Origin of the sequence: Aquisalimonas lutea, assembly GCF_030409225.1 — a bacterium.
In the GTDB taxonomy this organism is placed as follows: Bacteria; Pseudomonadota; Gammaproteobacteria; order Nitrococcales; family Aquisalimonadaceae; genus Aquisalimonas; species Aquisalimonas lutea.
The window spans coordinates 229,439-244,151 of sequence record NZ_JAUFPK010000004.1 but is presented as its reverse complement, the minus strand read 5'-3'; the positions used below and the strand labels follow the sequence as shown (position 1 = coordinate 244,151).

Sequence of the window (14,713 nt, the reverse complement as noted above, 5' to 3'; positions counted from 1 at the left end):
TTGTCGTATCGGATTTGGGTTACAGGACACTAGCCGAGCAACCGGGCAAGATCGTTGTAAAACGCCACCCCCATGAGCAGAACCAGCATGAGGATGCCGATCTGCTGCCCGGCGGCCTGCGCCTGCTCGGAGACCGGACTCCCCTTGATGCCCTCGACGGCGAAATACAGCAAGTGCCCACCGTCGAGAATGGGGATGGGTAACAGATTGATCACCCCGAGGCTGATGCTGATCAGCGCCAGGAACTTGGCGAACGGCACGATCCCGCTCGAGGCCGTGTCTCCTGCATACTGGGCGATATTGATCGGGCCGCTGAGGTTCTTCAGCGACGCCTCACCGATCAGCATCTTGCCCAGGACCTCCAGGGTCAGGATGCCGGTGTCCCAGGTATTCCGCGCCGCTTCCCCCAGCGACGCCACGGGGCCGTAGCGCACCGTGTGGAACATCCCGGCAAAGGCATCCTCGGGCACGTCGGGCCGCACGCCCAGCACCCCCCGATCCGAGCCCTCCGCGTTCAGCGCGACCTGGAACGTCTGCCGGCGGCCGTCGCGCTCCACCGCCACGGTGGTGGTCTCCCCGGCTCGGGCACTCAGGGCATCGACGAGTTCCTGCCACTGATCCACCGCGGTACCCGACACAGCGACAATGCGATCCCCCGCCCGCAGGCCAGCGCGGTCCGCAGGCCCGCCGTCGACGATATCCGCGACCTTCGGCGTTATCTCCGGCTGCCAGGGGCGGAACCCGATGACCTCGAGCAGATCCGGGTTGTCGCCGAGCCGCGGCAGGCCGCCGAGATCCAGCTGCCGCTGCCTCTCCCTGCCGTCTTCCGTGCGCACCCGGACAGCGACCATATCGCCGTCCAGGCCGCTGTCCATGAGCTCCATGAGCACCCGATCCCATGCCGGGGTGCGATGGCCGTTCAGTGCCAGGATCTGCTCGCCTTCCTGGAAGCCCGCCTGCGCCGCCGGGGTTTCGGGCTCGACCTGGCCGATGACCGGGCGCAGCTCCTGGGTGCCGACGGTGAACAGGGCCCAGTAGATCACGATCGCCAGCAGGAAGTTCGCCGCCGGGCCGGCGGCGACGATGAGCGTCCGGCGCCACAGGGCCTGGGTATTGAACGCCCGGTGGCGCTCCTCGGCGGCGACCGGGCCCTCGCGCTCGTCGAGCATCTTCACGTAGCCGCCCAGGGGGATCGCGGAGATGGCGTACTCTGTTTGATCCGCACCCCGACGCCAGACCAGCAGGGGCTTGCCGAAGCCGATGGAATACCGCAGGACCTTGACGCCCAGACGCCGCGCGGTCCAGTAGTGCCCGTACTCGTGGAACGCCACCAGGACGCCGATGGCGACGATGAACGCCAGTATGCTGGTGCCGATGGCGGTCATTGCGGTCTCACCTTCGCCCGGGTCTCAATGACGTCTGCCGCCTCGCGGCGCGCATGGCGGTCCGCGTCCATGAGCTCGGCGACGCTGGAGGCGGAACCCGGCCCGGTGCGTGCCAGGGTCTCCTCGATGACGGGTGCGATGCCCATGAATGGCAGTCTCCCCTCCAGGAAGGCGTGGACGGCTTCCTCGTTGGCTGCGTTCAGCACCGCCCCCGACGTCCCGCCCTGCTCCAGGGCCTGGTAGGCCAGGCCCAGGCACGGGAAGCGGCCGGCATCCGGGGCCTCGAAGTCCAGTCGCCCCAGCGTCGCCAGGTCCAGGGGCGCGACGCCGGAGTCCAGCCGTTCCGGCCAGCCCAGGGCATGCGCGATGGGTACACGCATGTCCGGCTGCCCCAGCTGCGCCAGCATGGAGCCGTCCCGGTACGTGACCAGGGAATGGACAATGCTCTGGGGGTGAATCACCACCTCCAGCTCCTCCGGTGACAGACCGAACAGCCAGGAGGCCTCGATGACCTCCAGCCCCTTGTTCATGAGCGTGGCCGAGTCGACGGAAATCTTCCGCCCCATGCTCCAGTTCGGGTGGGCACAGGCCTGGGCCGGTGTCACCGCCGCCAGATCGCCGTCGCTCCAGCCGCGGAACGGCCCGCCCGATGCCGTGAGCACCACGCGGGTTATGCCGCTATCGACGGGACGTCCCCGGGAAAAGTTCCCCGGCAGGCACTGGAAGATGGCGTTGTGCTCGCTGTCCACCGGCAGCAGCTCGGCACCGCTTTGCGCCACCGCGTCCATGAACAGCGGGCCGGCCATCACCAGCGATTCCTTGTTGGCCAGCAGGATGCGGCCGCCGTGGCCCACGGCGCGCAGCGTCGGAGCGAGCCCCGCCGCCCCGACGATGGCCGCCACCGTGATGTCCGCCGCGCGATCCACCGCGGCTTCCAGGCCCTCGGTGTCGTACTGCACCTCCGTCGCCACGCCTTCGGCGCGCAGCCGGCGGTCGAGATCCGCAGCGGCGGCGGCATCCGCCACCACCGCCAGCCCCGGGCGGAACCGGCGGCACTGCGAGGCCAGCAGCTCGACATTGCGGTGTCCCGTGAGCGCGGCGACCCGGAAACGGTCCGGGTGGGCCGCCATGACCTCCAGGGTACTGGTTCCGATGGAACCGGTACTGCCGAGAACGGTGACGCTGATGGTCTCTACAGCCATAGCAGCCCCGCGGCAAAAACCGGCATCGTGGCGGTCAGGCTGTCCACCCGGTCAAGAATACCCCCGTGTCCGGGCAGCAGGGTGCCGCTGTCCTTCACGCCGCAGCGACGCTTGATCATGCTCTCGAACAGATCCCCCACCACCGATGCGACCACCGTCATGACGACCAGGACGACCAGCCACGGCCCGGACGGCAGCTGGACCGGGAACAGCATCGCCATCAGGCCCCCGACCACGAGGGCCGCGGCGAGCCCCCCGGCCGCACCCTCCCGCGTCTTTCCGGGGCTGATCCGGGGCGCAAGCCGGCGACGCCCCAGCCAGCGGCCCAGGAAATAGGCCCCGGCGTCCGCCGCCCAGGTCAGGACCAGGGCCGTCATCACCAGCCAGGGCCCGCCGTCGGGCCGGCCGTGGAGCCAGCACACGGCAAACCATCCGGGCACTAGGAGCAGGACGCCCAGGAGCATGCCGTAGCCTCCGCGTACGGGGGCATCGGACGAACGTCCCGTCTCGAACGACACCAGCCACAGGCCCAGGATCACCCACACCAGGGCGCCCAGCGCGATCACCAGCGCCGAGGCAGGGGCGTACGGGAGGAATACCGCGCTGGCCAGGGCGACGCCGACCAGCACCAGCGTATAGGCGGCCCGTCCGTTGCGCCCCCGGATACCGATCAGGCGGCTCCACTCCCACCCGGCGAGCGCGACCACCGCCGCCATGACGCCGGCGAACGCCGCCGTGGGGAGCAGGAAGACCGCCCCCAGAACCAGCGGCAGCAGGGCAAGGGCGGTGACGAACCGCCACCTAAGCACGACCGAACCGCCCCACCTGGTCGCCGGTTCGTCCGAAACGGCGTTCCCTGCCGGCGAACACGTCCACCGCGTCGCGCAGATCCTCGGCACCGAAGTCCGGCCAGAGCGTGTCGACGAAATGCAGCTCCGCGTACGCCAGGTGCCACAGGAGGAAGTTGCTGATGCGCTTCTCGCCGCCCGTGCGGATCAGCAGGTCGGCGTCGGGCAGTCCGTTGAGACTCAGGTAGGAGGCGACGTCCTGCTCCTGCAGGGCCTCGGGATCGAGGCGGCCGTCCCGGGCGTCGGCGGCAATCCGGCGGGTGGCCTGGACGATATCCCACCGGCCACCGAAGCTGGCCGCAATCACCAGCGTCATTCCGGTGTTGTCCGCGGTGAGCGCCTCCGCGGCCTCGATCTGCTCACGCAGCCGGGAAGACAGCCGGGTGCGCTCGCCGATCATCCGGATGCGGACGTTGTGCTCGTGCAGCCGGATGGACTCCTTCTCCAGGGTGCGCACGAACAGCTCCATCAGCACCGAGACTTCTTCCTGGGGCCGTGCCCAGTTCTCGCTGCTGAAGGCGAACAGCGTGAGCACCTCCACGCCCATCTGCCCGGCCGCCTCGACCACGCGACGCACCGCCTCCGCGCCGGCGCGGTGACCCGCCTGCCGCGGCATCAGGCGGGCGCGCGCCCAGCGCCCGTTGCCATCCATGACGATGGCGATATGTCGTGGCACGCCCTTTCCGGAGCCATGCCTTTCCGCCGTCTCGTCGCTCATCGCTCCTGCCGCCGTTCGCGTACCGCCCCGGCCCGGCATGGGGCGACGGGGGCGACCATCGGTGGAGAATCACTCCGGCCGTCAGACCGCCATGAGCTCCTGTTCCTTATGTTCCAGCACTTCATCCACCTGCGCCACGAACTGGTCGGTGAGCTTCTGGATCCGCTCCTCGCCCCGCTTCTGGTCGTCCTCGGTGATGTCCTTGTCCTTGACCCGGTTCTTGAGCTCCTGGTTGGCATCCCGCCGCACGTTGCGGATGGCGACCCGGGCCTGCTCGGCCTCGTTGCGCACGACCTTCACCAGCTCCTTGCGGCGCTCCTCGTTCAGCGCCGGCATGGGAACACGCACGACCTCACCCTGGGAAGCCGGGTTGAGTCCCAGGTCGGACTGCATGATGGCCTTCTCGATCTTCGGCGCCATCCCCTTCTCGTACGGGGTGACCAGCAGCGTGCGGGAATCACCGGCGGTGACGTTCGCCACCTGGTTGATGGGCACCTGCATGCCGTAGTACTCGACGGTGACATGGTCCAGCAGGCTGGAGTGCGCCCGTCCGGTGCGGATTTTCACGAGCTCGGTCTTGAGTGCCTCGACCGACTTGCTCATGCGGTCGCTGGCATCCTTTTCAATATCCTCGATCACGGCGATTATCCCCTCTCGACAACAGTGCCTACGTCGCCGCCCAGCACCAGGTCCATCAGCGCGCCGGGCCGTGTCATGTCGAACACCTGGATGGGCAGGCCATGGTCGCGGCACAGCACGATCGCGGTGGCGTCCATGACCGACAGCTTGCGGTCCAGGACCTCGTCGAACGTCAGGCGCCGGTAACGGTGGGCATCACGGTCGTGCACCGGGTCCGCGGAGTACACACCGTCCACCTTCGTGGCCTTGAGCATGATGTCCGCGTCCACCTCCACGGCCCGCAGGCTCGCCGCGGAGTCGGTGGTGAAGAACGGATTGCCGGTGCCCGCGGCGAAGATCACCACGCGCCCCTTCTCCAGGTGACGCACGGCCCGGCGGCGGATGTAGTCCTCGCACACCTGGTTGATCTTGATCGCGGACATCACCCGGGTGAACACGCCCTCGTGCTCCAGGGCGTCCTGCAGCGCCAGGGCGTTCATCACGGTGGCGAGCATGCCCATGTGATCGGCGGTGACCCGGTCCATGCCGGCCGCGGCCAGGCCGGCACCCCGGAAGATATTGCCCCCGCCGATCACCAGTGCGAGCTCCACGCCGGTCTCCCGGACCTCGCGGATCTCCCGCGCCAGCCGGCGGCTCACGGCCGGGTCGATGCCGTAGTCGGCATCGCCCATCAGCCCTTCCCCGCTGATTTTCAGTAGGACGCGACGATAAACGGGCGTGCTCATGAGCCGTCTTCCTCTGTCAGCGACTCAGGAACCACGCACCTGGGCCATGACCTCTTCGGCGAAATTGCCTTCCTGCTTCTCGATGCCTTCGCCGACCTCGTAGCGCGTAAAGCCCTGGATGCTGGCGCCCGCGGCCTTGAGGAGATCGCCCACGCTCTGGTCGGGGTCCTTGACGAACGGCTGCCCGAGCAGCGTGTTCTCCCGCAGGTACTTCTTGACGCGGCCGTCGAGCATCTTCTCGACGATCTCCGGCGGCTTGCCGCTGTCTTCCGCCTGAGCCTTGAGGATGGCGCGCTCCTTGTCGACCACGTCGGCCGGCATGCCGGACTCGTCCACGGCCATGGGGTTGCTGGCGGCGATGTGCATGGCGATATCCCGGCCCAGCTGGGCGTCGCCGCCCTCGATCTGCACCATGACGCCGATCCGCGTGCCGTGCAGGTAATGGGCGATATTGCCGCTGTCGGTGCTGTAGCGCTGGAAGCGGCGCAGCTGGATGTTCTCGCCCACCTTCGCCACGAGCTCCTTGCGCGCCGTGTGGACGTCCCGCTCGCCGTCGAAGGGCAGCTCCAGCAGCGCGTCCTCGCTATCCGGCTGCTTCTCCAGGATGATCCGCGCGATGGCATCGGCGAATTTCGTGAAATCGTCGCCGGCGGAGACGAAATCGGTCTCGCTGTTCATCTCCAGGATGACACCGTGCCGCCCGTCATCGCTGACCTGCGTGATGATTTTGCCCTCGGCGGCCACCCGGTCCGCCTTCTTCTCCGCCTTGGCCAGGCCCTTCTTGCGCATGGCCTCGATAGCCTGGTCGATGTCGCCGTCGGCTTCGACCAGCGCCTTCTTGCATTCCATCATCCCCGAGCCGGTACGCTCGCGGAGCTCCTTTACCTGGGCCGCTGTAATCGCCATGGTCCTGTATCCTCTCGCTGCATTCGTTCAGTCCCCGTTCCCGCGCAGCGCAGTCCGCGCACGCAACGGAATCCGGGAGTCGGGCAGCGGCCGGGCGCACGTCCCTGTGCACCCGCCGGCCGCTCACTCTGCGGGGGCGTCTTCTCCCTCGGCCGCCGCACTGGTCTCCCGTACCTCGACGAAATCGTCGGTCTCACGCGCCCCGGGCTGCACGGACGAGGCCTTGGCGTCCTCGACGGCGTCCGCGACACCGCGGGTGTAGAGCTGGATCGCCCGGATGGCGTCGTCGTTGCCGGGGATCACGTAGTCCACGCCCTGCAGCGGACCATTGGTATCCACCACGCCGACCACCGGAATGTTCAGCTTCTGCGCTTCCTTGATGGCGATGTTCTCGTAGCCCACGTCGATGATGAACATCGCGTCCGGCAGGCGCTCCATGTCCTTGATGCCGGACAGGGACCGCTCCAGCTTCTCCTTCTCGCGGGTCAGCTCCAGCGCCTCCTTCTTGACCAGCTTGCGGAAGGTGCCGTCCTCTTCCTGCTGCTCCAGGTCCTTCAGGCGGCGGATGGACTGCTTCACCGTGCGGAAGTTGGTGAGCATGCCGCCGAGCCAGCGATGGTCCACGTAGGGCATGTTGCAGCGCTTGGCCTCTGCCCGCACCGCTTCCCGCGCCGCACGCTTGGTGCCGACGAACAGGATCTTGCCGCCATTGGCGGCCAGCTTGCCCATGAAGTTCAGGGCTTCCTGGTACAGGGGCAGCGTCTTTTCCAGATTGATGATATGGATCTTGTTGCGCTCGCCGAAGATATACGGCTCCATCTTCGGATTCCAGAAACGGGTCTGGTGGCCGAAATGGACGCCGGCTTCGAGCATCTCGCGCATGGTCACGTTGGCCATGGTGTTGGTCTCCCGTGGGTTTGAGCCTCCCCGCATCCCGGTTCAGGAACCCCTGAGGGGCAACCCCGCTGACCGGTTCCAGCGATGCGGGTGTGAATTCAGTCGCCCGGAGGCGACCGGTTAGTGTGCTCCGGCATTTGCCTGAAGAGCGCGCGCTTTATACCATAATTGGCTTGTTGCGACAATTTGCACCTGCCGCAGAGCGCGCCACCGGCGAAGCTCGCCGGCAGCCTGCCCGCTTCCGGCGACGCCCCGGAATCCCGTTCACGATCATAGTCGGAGATCCCCGCAGACTCATGACGGTTACCATCAAGTCCGCAGAAGAAATCGACAAAATGCGTATCGCCGGCGCGCTGGCCGCCGAGGTGCTCAGCCTGCTGGAAGAGCACGTGCAGCCGGGGGTGACCACGGAAGAGCTCGACCGCATCGCCCACGATTTCATCGTCAACGAGCGCGGCGCGGTGCCGGCGCCGCTGAACTATCGCGGCTTCCCGAAATCGATCTGCACGTCCGTCAATCATGTGGTCTGCCACGGGATCCCCGGGCCGAAGAAGCTGAAGAAGGGCGACATCCTCAATATCGACGTCACCGTCATCAAGGACGGCTACCACGGCGACACCAGCCGCATGTACTTCGTCGGCGAGCCCACCATCAAGGGCCAGCGGCTCAGCGACGTCGCCCACGGCGCCCTGTGGGAAGGCATTCGCGTGGTCGAGCCCGGCGCCCGTCTCGGGGATATCGGCGCCGCCATCCAGCGCTACGCCGAGAGCCACAACTACTCGGTAGTGCGGGAGTACTGCGGCCACGGCATCGGCGCCGAGTTCCACGAGGATCCCCAGGTACTGCACTACGGCAACGCCGGCACCGGCATGGTCCTGGAGGAAGGCATGACCTTTACCATCGAGCCCATGATCAACGCCGGCCGCAAGGAAACGCGTGTGCTCAAGGACGACTGGACCGTGGTCACCAAGGACCACAGCCTGTCCGCGCAGTGGGAGCACACGCTGCTGGTGACCGCCGGCGGCCACGAGGTGCTGACACTGCGCCACGACGAAATCGTTCCCGACTGAGGACGGCCCATGTCCACCGCCACGGCCTACCCCAGCGAAGCGGATGCGGTCCTGTTCGACGCCGACGACCTGGAACGCCGGCTCGCCGCCGGCGAGCCGGCCGTGCGCGTCTTCCGCGACGCCCGCCAGCACGGCGACGCCATCCTCAAGGGGCGCTTCCGCGAGGGCGCTCCGGCCCGCATCCTCGTGCCCCTGCGCGCCTGGCTGGTCGACCAGCTCCTGCAGCGGGCCTGGGACCGGATCATGGACGCCGGCTGCGCCGGGATCGCGCTCGTCGCGGTCGGCGGCTACGGTCGCGGCGAGCTCCACCCGGGCTCGGACATCGACCTCATGCTGCTGCTGGACGACGCCGGCCTGGCGGGCCGCGACCAGTGCATCGAGGCCTTTATCACCTTCCTCTGGGACATCGGCCTGGAGGTCGGCCACAGCGTGCGCACCCTGGCGGACTGCGTGGCGGAGTCCGAGCACGACATCACCGTCGCCACCAATCTCATGGAATCCCGCCTGCTCAAGGGCCCGGAGCCGCTGTACCGGGCCATGCGCGAGGCCACTGGGCCGCAGCAGGTCTGGCCCAGCCGCACGTTCTTCGAGGCCAAGTGGCAGGAGCAGCTCCAGCGCCACGCCAAGTACCACGATACCGCCTACAACCTGGAGCCGAACATCAAGGAGAGCCCCGGCGGCCTGCGGGACATCCACATGGTCGGCTGGGTGGCGAAGCGGCACTTCGGCGCCGAAACCCTGCACGACCTGGTGGACCAGGGGTTTCTCACCGAGCAGGAGCACGACGACCTGATCCAGGGCCAGAACCTGCTTTGGGACATCCGTTTCGCGCTCCACACCCTCGCCGACCGCCGCGAGGACCGCCTGCTGTTCGACCACCAGGCCACCCTCGCCCGGCAGTTCGGGTATACCGACCAGGAACACGCGCTGGGCGTGGAACAGTTCATGCAGCGCTACTTCCGCACGGTCATGGAGCTGAGCCGGCTCAACGAGATGCTGCTCCAGCTCTACCAGGAAGTCATTCTCTACGCCGACGACCGCGAGCCCCCGCAGCTCATCAACAAGCGCTTCCAGTCCCGCAAGGGCTTCATCGAGGTCACCCATCCCAACGTCTTCCGGCGCTACCCGTTCGCGCTTCTGGAGGTATTCCTGCTGCTGCAGCAGTACCCCGGGCTCAAGGGCGTGCGCGCATCCACCATCCGGCTCATCCGCTCGCACCGGCACCTCATCAACGACCGCTTCCGCGCGGACCTGCGCTGCCGCAGCCTGTTCATGGAGATCCTGCGCCAGCCCCGCGGCATCACCCACGAGCTGCGGCGCATGCACCGCTACGGCCTGCTGGGCCGCTACATTCCGGCGTTCGGCGCCATCACCGGGCGCATGCAGTACGACCTGTTCCACGTCTACACCGTGGACTCGCACACCATGTTCGTGGTGCGCAACCTGCGCCGCTTCGCCCTGCCCGAGCACGCCGACGAGCTGCCCTTCTGCCACACCATCATGCAGCGGCTGCCCAAGCCGGAGCTCCTGCTGCTGGCCGCCCTGTTCCACGACATCGCCAAGGGCCGCGGCGGCGACCATTCGGAGCTCGGGGCGGAGGATGCGTTCCATTTCTGCCAGGACCACGGTCTCAGCCAGTACGACTCCCGCCTGGTCGCCTGGCTGGTGCGCCATCACCTGCTGCTGTCCATGACCGCCCAGCGCAAGGACATCTCCGATCCCGACGTGATCAACGAGTTCGCCGACCGCATCGGCGACCGCACGCGGCTGGATTACCTGTACCTGCTCACCGTCGCCGACATCCGGGCCACGAACCCGAGCCTGTGGAACTCCTGGAAGGACGCCCTGCTGCTGGAGCTCTACACGGTGACCAAGCGCGCCCTGCGGCGGGGGCTGGAGCATCCCATCGACAACGACGAGCTGGTACGCGAGACCCAGACCCAGGCGCGCCGGCGGCTCAAGGTCAAGGGCCTGCACCACATGACCGTGAAGTCCGTCTGGCGCCATTTCACCGCCGACTATTTCCTGCGCTACTCCGCCGAGGAGATCGCCTGGCATACGGAGGCCATCGCCAGCAGCCGCACCGGGGATCTGCCGCTGGTCCTGCTGGACGGGCACGGCTCCCGCGGCGGCACCGAGGTCTTTCTCTACACCACGGACAAGGACCACGTGTTCGCGCTGACCGTCTACGCCATGGACCAGCTCAACCTCAACATCCAGGACGCCCGCATCATCACCACGCGCAACGGCTATACCCTGGACAGCTACCTGGTGCTGGAGGACGACGGCGAGCCCGTCCAGGACCCGCGCCGCAAGGAGGAGATCACCCGGCGGCTGCGCGAGGCCCTGAGCCAGGACCGGCTGACCGTGCCGACACGGCGGCCGGTACCCCGCAAGGTGCAGCACTTCAACGTCGACACGCGCATCAGCTTCGTCCAGGACCCGGGCAACGAGCGTACGGTACTGGAGCTCATCACCGCCGACCGGCCCGGCCTGCTGGCCCGGGTGGGATACACCTTCGCCCGCTGCGGCGTGCGGCTGCAAAACGCCAAGATCGCCACCATCGGCGCCAAGGCGGAGGACGTGTTCTTCATCACCGGCCAGGACAACCAGCCGCTGCGGGATCAGCAACAGTTCGACGCCATCCGCCATACGCTCATCGAGCTCCTGGACGAGGACCAGGACCTCGCCGAGCAGGCCACCGGGCTGTAGACCCATGAACCCGCACCTCGGCCACCTGCAGCCCTATCCCTTCGAGCGTCTCCGCGCGCTGCTCGAGGACGTCGAGCCGGCCGCCGCTCCGGCCATCAACCTCGGCATCGGCGAGCCCCGGCACGCGCCGCCGGATTGCATACGGCAGGCCCTGGTCGACGCCCTGGACGGCCTCGGCGCCTACGCGGCCACCGGCGGAACACCCGAGCTCCGGGAAGCCATCGGACACTGGCTGCGACAGCGCTTCGACCTGCCCGCGGCGAGCATCGACCCCGAACACAACGTCCTGCCCGTCGCCGGAACCCGGGAAGCCCTGTTCGCCATCGCCCAGGCCGTCGTCGGCGGGCAGGCGGAGGCGCGCGTCGTGATGCCCAACCCGTGCTACCAGATCTACGAGGGCGCGGCCCTGCTCGCCGGGGCGCGCCCGGTGTATCTGGCCACCACCGCCGAGCACGGCTATGTGCCGGACCTGGACGCCGTCCCGGAGGCCGTGTGGCGCGACTGCGGGCTTGTCTACATATGCTCGCCGGGCAACCCCACCGGGGCCGTTGCGCCGGCGGCCTGGCAGGAGCGCCTGATCCGCCTCGCCGACACCTACGACTTCGTCATCGCTGCCGACGAGTGCTACAGCGAGATCTACCCCGACGAGAGCGCGCCCCCCGCGGGCCTGCTGGCCGTCTGCGCGCGCATGGGGCGGACCGACTACCGGCGCTGCCTGGTGTTCCACAGCCTGTCCAAGCGCTCCAGCGCACCGGGCCTGCGCTCGGGGTTCGTCGCCGGGGACGCCGAGCTCCTGGCCGCCTTCCTGCGCTACCGCACCTACCAGGGCTGTGCCCTGCCCCTGCAGGTGCAGGCCGCCAGCCGCGCGGCCTGGGAGGACGAGGCCCACGTAGTGCATAATCGCGCCCGGTACCGGGCCAAGTTCGCCACCGCAATGGAGATTCTCGCTCCGGTGTTGGACGTGGCGGCGCCGGACGCCGGGTTCTACCTGTGGCCGCGAACGCCCCTGGACGACGAGACCTTCGCCCGGCGCCTGTTCGCCGAGGAGAACGTGCGCGTGCTGCCCGGACGCTACCTGGCCCGGGACCGGGACGGCGGCAACCCCGGCGCCGGGCGCGTACGCATGGCCCTGGTGGCGGAGGAGCACGAGTGCGAGGAGGCGATGTGGCGCATCCGGCGATTCGTGGAGCGGCTTTAGGGCCCGGGCGGGGCCGGGTGGCAACGATCCCCGGGCAGCCTTCGGGCGGTTACACAAGCGTGCAGAAACAAACCAATGAGGCAGATCACCATGGACAACGTTCGCTCCGTCATCGAGGACGCCTTTGAACAACGCGGCGAGATCGGCCCGCGCACCGCGCCCCCGGAGGTGGCCGAGGCCGTCGAGCAGGCGATCATGATGCTCGACCGCGGCGAGGCCCGCGTCGCCGAGAAGCGCGACGGCGACTGGGTGGTCAACGAGTGGCTGAAGAAGGCGGTGCTGCTGTCGTTCCGCCTGCACGACAACGAGGTGATGCGCACCGGCGCCGTGAACTTCTTCGACAAGGTGCCGCTGAAATTCACCGACTACAACAGCCACGATTTCCACGCCGGCGGCGTGCGCGTCGTGCCGCCGGCGGTCGCCCGCCGCGGGTCGTTCATCGCCCCCGGCGCCGTGCTCATGCCTTCCTACGTGAACATCGGCGCCTACGTGGGCGAAGGCACCATGGTGGACACCTGGGCCACCGTGGGCTCGTGTGCGCAGATCGGCAAGGGCGTGCACCTGTCCGGCGGCGCCGGCATCGGCGGCGTCCTGGAGCCGCTGCAGGCCAACCCGGTGATCATCGAGGACAACTGCTTCATCGGCGCCCGCTCCGAGATCGTGGAGGGCGTCATCGTCGAGGAAGGTGCCGTCATCTCCATGGGCGTGTTCATCGGCCAGAGCACCAAGATCTACAACCGCGAGACCGGCGAGGTCACCAGCGGCCGCATTCCCCGGGGAGCGGTGGTGGTTCCCGGCAGCCTGCCGGCCAGCGACGGCACGCACTCCCTGTACTGCGCGGTGATCATCAAGCAGGTGGACCAGAAGACCCGCGAGAAGGTGGGCATCAACGAGCTGCTGCGGCCCTGAACCATGACGACGACGCTCTACGGCATCCGCAACTGCGACACCTGCCGCAAGGCCCTGCGCTGGCTGGAGGCGGCAGGACTGTCGGTGACGTTCCACGACTTCCGGCGCGACGGCGTGCCGGCCGGGCGCCTGCAGGAGTGGCTGCGCACGCTCGGCGTCGACGAGGTCCTCAACCGCCGCAGCGCCACCTGGCGCAAGCTGGATGCGGCACAGAAGCAGCGGGCCGAGGAGGATCCGGCGGCCATGCTCCGCGAGCACCCCAACCTGATCCGACGGCCGGTGCTGGAGCACGGTGACACCCTGTGCACCGGATTCCGCGAGTCGGCCTGGCGCGAGATCCTGGGCAAGGACGCGCCATGAGCGACTCCGCCACCCTGGAGCTGGCGCGGGCGCTGATCGCGCGCGCCTCCGTCACCCCCGCCGACGGCGGCTGCCAAGAGCTCCTCCGCACGCGGCTGGAGCCCCTGGGCTTTCACGGCGAGCCCATGCCCTTCGGCGAGGTGTCCAACCTCTGGAGCCGGCGCGGCGACGCGGGCCCCCTGTTCGTCTTCGCCGGCCATACCGACGTGGTGCCCACCGGCCCGGAGGACGCCTGGTCGTCGCCGCCGTTCGACCCGCGGGTCCGCGACGGCCGCCTGTACGGCCGCGGTGCAGCGGACATGAAAGGCAGCGTGGCCGCGTTCGTGACCGCCTGCGAACGGTTCGTGCACCGCCACCCGGCCCACCGGGGCGCCATCGCCGTGCTGCTCACCAGCGACGAGGAAGGCCCGGCCCGGGACGGCACCAAGCGCGTGGTGGAGGCGCTGCAGGCCCGCGGCGAGCGGATCGACTGGTGCCTGGTGGGCGAGCCCAGCAGCGACGCGCGGGTGGCCGACACGGTCCGCATCGGCCGCCGCGGCTCGCTCAACGGCCAACTGCAGGTCCACGGCATCCAGGGGCATGTTGCCTATCCGGACAAGGCCCGCAATCCAGTGCACGCCGTCGCGCCGGCCCTGGCCGCACTGGCGGCCACGGAGTGGGACCGGGGCAATACCAGCTTCCCGCCTACCACGTTCCAGGTCTCCGGCATCCGGGCGGGCACGGGGGCGACCAACGTCATCCCGGGGGACGCGGACGTGCAGTTCAACTTCCGCTTTTCCCCGGAGAGCACCCCGGAAGCCCTGCAGGAGCGGGTGAAGCGGCTCCTGGATGCACACGGCCTGGACTACACGCTGGAGTGGTCGCTGTCGGCGCAGCCGTTCGCCACCGAATCCGGCCCCCTGCTCAGGGCGACCGTCGAGGCCATCCGCGCGGAAACCGGCCGCGACGCTGCGCTGTCCACCGGGGGAGGCACCTCCGACGGGCGCTTCATCGCGCCCACCGGCGCGCAGGTGCTGGAGCTGGGGCCGCTGAACGCCACCATCCACCAGATCGACGAGAATGTCCCGGTCGCCGACCTGGACACCCTGTCGCGCATCTACGAGCGCATCCTCGAGGGGCTGCTTCTGCCCACGCCATGATCCAC

14 protein-coding genes are annotated in these 14,713 nt (G+C 68.5%); 6 read left to right on the top strand and 8 right to left on the bottom strand.

Features of this window, described 5'->3' with window-relative positions:
• Positions 1 to 29 precede the first annotated feature (29 nt).
• The 8 genes from rseP to rpsB all read right to left on the bottom strand — a co-directional run bounded on the left by rseP (position 30) and on the right by rpsB (position 7,320).
• Positions 30 to 1,385, bottom strand: a complete 1,356-nt coding sequence (gene rseP / locus QWY84_RS12270; RefSeq protein WP_290203000.1) for an RIP metalloprotease RseP — start codon at positions 1,383 to 1,385, stop codon at positions 30 to 32.
• Positions 1,382 to 2,587, bottom strand: a complete 1,206-nt coding sequence (locus tag QWY84_RS12265) for a 1-deoxy-D-xylulose-5-phosphate reductoisomerase (RefSeq protein WP_290202999.1) — start codon at positions 2,585 to 2,587, stop codon at positions 1,382 to 1,384. Before QWY84_RS12265 ends, rseP begins: the two co-directional genes overlap by 4 nt.
• On the bottom strand, positions 2,578 to 3,396 hold the full coding sequence (locus tag QWY84_RS12260) for a phosphatidate cytidylyltransferase (RefSeq protein ID WP_290202998.1): 819 nt from the start codon (positions 3,394 to 3,396) through the stop codon (positions 2,578 to 2,580). Before QWY84_RS12260 ends, QWY84_RS12265 begins: the two co-directional genes overlap by 10 nt.
• Positions 3,389 to 4,153 carry an undecaprenyl pyrophosphate synthase gene (gene uppS / locus QWY84_RS12255; protein WP_290202997.1) on the bottom strand — a complete coding sequence of 255 codons (765 nt, stop codon included), beginning with the start codon at positions 4,151 to 4,153 and terminating at the stop codon, positions 3,389 to 3,391. The genes QWY84_RS12260 and uppS overlap by 8 nt, the downstream gene beginning before the upstream one ends.
• An 81-nt stretch (positions 4,154 to 4,234) precedes the next feature.
• Entirely contained in the window at positions 4,235 to 4,756 is a 522-nt protein-coding gene (gene frr, locus QWY84_RS12250) for a ribosome recycling factor (protein ID WP_290203384.1), read from the bottom strand.
• A gap of 41 nt (positions 4,757 to 4,797) precedes the next feature.
• Positions 4,798 to 5,517, bottom strand: a complete 720-nt coding sequence (gene pyrH, locus QWY84_RS12245; RefSeq protein ID WP_290202996.1) for a UMP kinase — start codon at positions 5,515 to 5,517, stop codon at positions 4,798 to 4,800.
• 24 nt (positions 5,518 to 5,541) lie between these two features.
• Positions 5,542 to 6,423 (bottom strand): translation elongation factor Ts, encoded by an 882-nt coding sequence (gene tsf / locus QWY84_RS12240; RefSeq protein ID WP_290202995.1) that lies wholly within the window; start codon positions 6,421 to 6,423, stop codon positions 5,542 to 5,544.
• Positions 6,424 to 6,546: 123 nt separating this feature from the next.
• Complete coding sequence (gene rpsB, locus QWY84_RS12235) at positions 6,547 to 7,320, bottom strand: 30S ribosomal protein S2 (RefSeq protein ID WP_290202994.1); 774 nt, start codon at positions 7,318 to 7,320, stop codon at positions 6,547 to 6,549.
• 296 nt (positions 7,321 to 7,616) lie between these two features.
• Between rpsB and map the strand changes: the two genes are divergently transcribed.
• The 6 genes from map to dapE all read left to right on the top strand — a co-directional run bounded on the left by map (position 7,617) and on the right by dapE (position 14,708).
• Entirely contained in the window at positions 7,617 to 8,390 is a 774-nt protein-coding gene (map, locus tag QWY84_RS12230) for a type I methionyl aminopeptidase (protein ID WP_290202993.1), read from the top strand.
• Between the two features lie 9 nt (positions 8,391 to 8,399).
• Positions 8,400 to 11,102, top strand: a complete 2,703-nt coding sequence (gene glnD / locus QWY84_RS12225; protein WP_290202992.1) for a [protein-PII] uridylyltransferase — start codon at positions 8,400 to 8,402, stop codon at positions 11,100 to 11,102.
• Between the two features lie 4 nt (positions 11,103 to 11,106).
• Positions 11,107 to 12,300 carry a succinyldiaminopimelate transaminase gene (gene dapC, locus QWY84_RS12220; RefSeq protein ID WP_290202991.1) on the top strand — a complete coding sequence of 398 codons (1,194 nt, stop codon included), beginning with the start codon at positions 11,107 to 11,109 and terminating at the stop codon, positions 12,298 to 12,300.
• A 90-nt stretch (positions 12,301 to 12,390) separates the two neighbouring features.
• Positions 12,391 to 13,209 (top strand): 2,3,4,5-tetrahydropyridine-2,6-dicarboxylate N-succinyltransferase, encoded by an 819-nt coding sequence (gene dapD, locus QWY84_RS12215; protein WP_290202990.1) that lies wholly within the window; start codon positions 12,391 to 12,393, stop codon positions 13,207 to 13,209.
• Positions 13,210 to 13,212: 3 nt separating this feature from the next.
• Positions 13,213 to 13,569, top strand: a complete 357-nt coding sequence (locus QWY84_RS12210) for a Spx/MgsR family RNA polymerase-binding regulatory protein (RefSeq protein WP_290202989.1) — start codon at positions 13,213 to 13,215, stop codon at positions 13,567 to 13,569.
• Positions 13,566 to 14,708: a succinyl-diaminopimelate desuccinylase gene (gene dapE, locus QWY84_RS12205; RefSeq protein ID WP_290202988.1), complete on the top strand. Its 1,143-nt coding sequence runs from the start codon at positions 13,566 to 13,568 to the stop codon at positions 14,706 to 14,708. The genes QWY84_RS12210 and dapE overlap by 4 nt, the downstream gene beginning before the upstream one ends.
• Positions 14,709 to 14,713: the final 5 nt, after the last annotated feature.

Bases quoted from the DNA above. Each gene is read 5' to 3' on its own strand.
- pyrH (WP_290202996.1), bottom strand. From the start codon at position 5,517: ATGAGCACGCCCGTTTATCGTCGCGTCCTACTGAAAATCAGCGGGGAA.
- tsf (WP_290202995.1), bottom strand. From the start codon at position 6,423: ATGGCGATTACAGCGGCCCAGGTAAAGGAGCTCCGCGAGCGTACCGGC.
- uppS (WP_290202997.1), bottom strand. From the start codon at position 4,153: ATGAGCGACGAGACGGCGGAAAGGCATGGCTCCGGAAAGGGCGTGCCA.
- dapE (WP_290202988.1), top strand. From the start codon at position 13,566: ATGAGCGACTCCGCCACCCTGGAGCTGGCGCGGGCGCTGATCGCGCGC.
- rpsB (WP_290202994.1), bottom strand. From the start codon at position 7,320: ATGGCCAACGTGACCATGCGCGAGATGCTCGAAGCCGGCGTCCATTTC.
- QWY84_RS12210 (WP_290202989.1), top strand. From the start codon at position 13,213: ATGACGACGACGCTCTACGGCATCCGCAACTGCGACACCTGCCGCAAG.
- frr (WP_290203384.1), bottom strand. From the start codon at position 4,756: ATGAGCAAGTCGGTCGAGGCACTCAAGACCGAGCTCGTGAAAATCCGC.
- dapC (WP_290202991.1), top strand. From the start codon at position 11,107: ATGAACCCGCACCTCGGCCACCTGCAGCCCTATCCCTTCGAGCGTCTC.
- QWY84_RS12265 (WP_290202999.1), bottom strand. From the start codon at position 2,587: ATGGCTGTAGAGACCATCAGCGTCACCGTTCTCGGCAGTACCGGTTCC.
- rseP (WP_290203000.1), bottom strand. From the start codon at position 1,385: ATGACCGCCATCGGCACCAGCATACTGGCGTTCATCGTCGCCATCGGC.
- map (WP_290202993.1), top strand. From the start codon at position 7,617: ATGACGGTTACCATCAAGTCCGCAGAAGAAATCGACAAAATGCGTATC.
- dapD (WP_290202990.1), top strand. From the start codon at position 12,391: ATGGACAACGTTCGCTCCGTCATCGAGGACGCCTTTGAACAACGCGGC.
- glnD (WP_290202992.1), top strand. From the start codon at position 8,400: ATGTCCACCGCCACGGCCTACCCCAGCGAAGCGGATGCGGTCCTGTTC.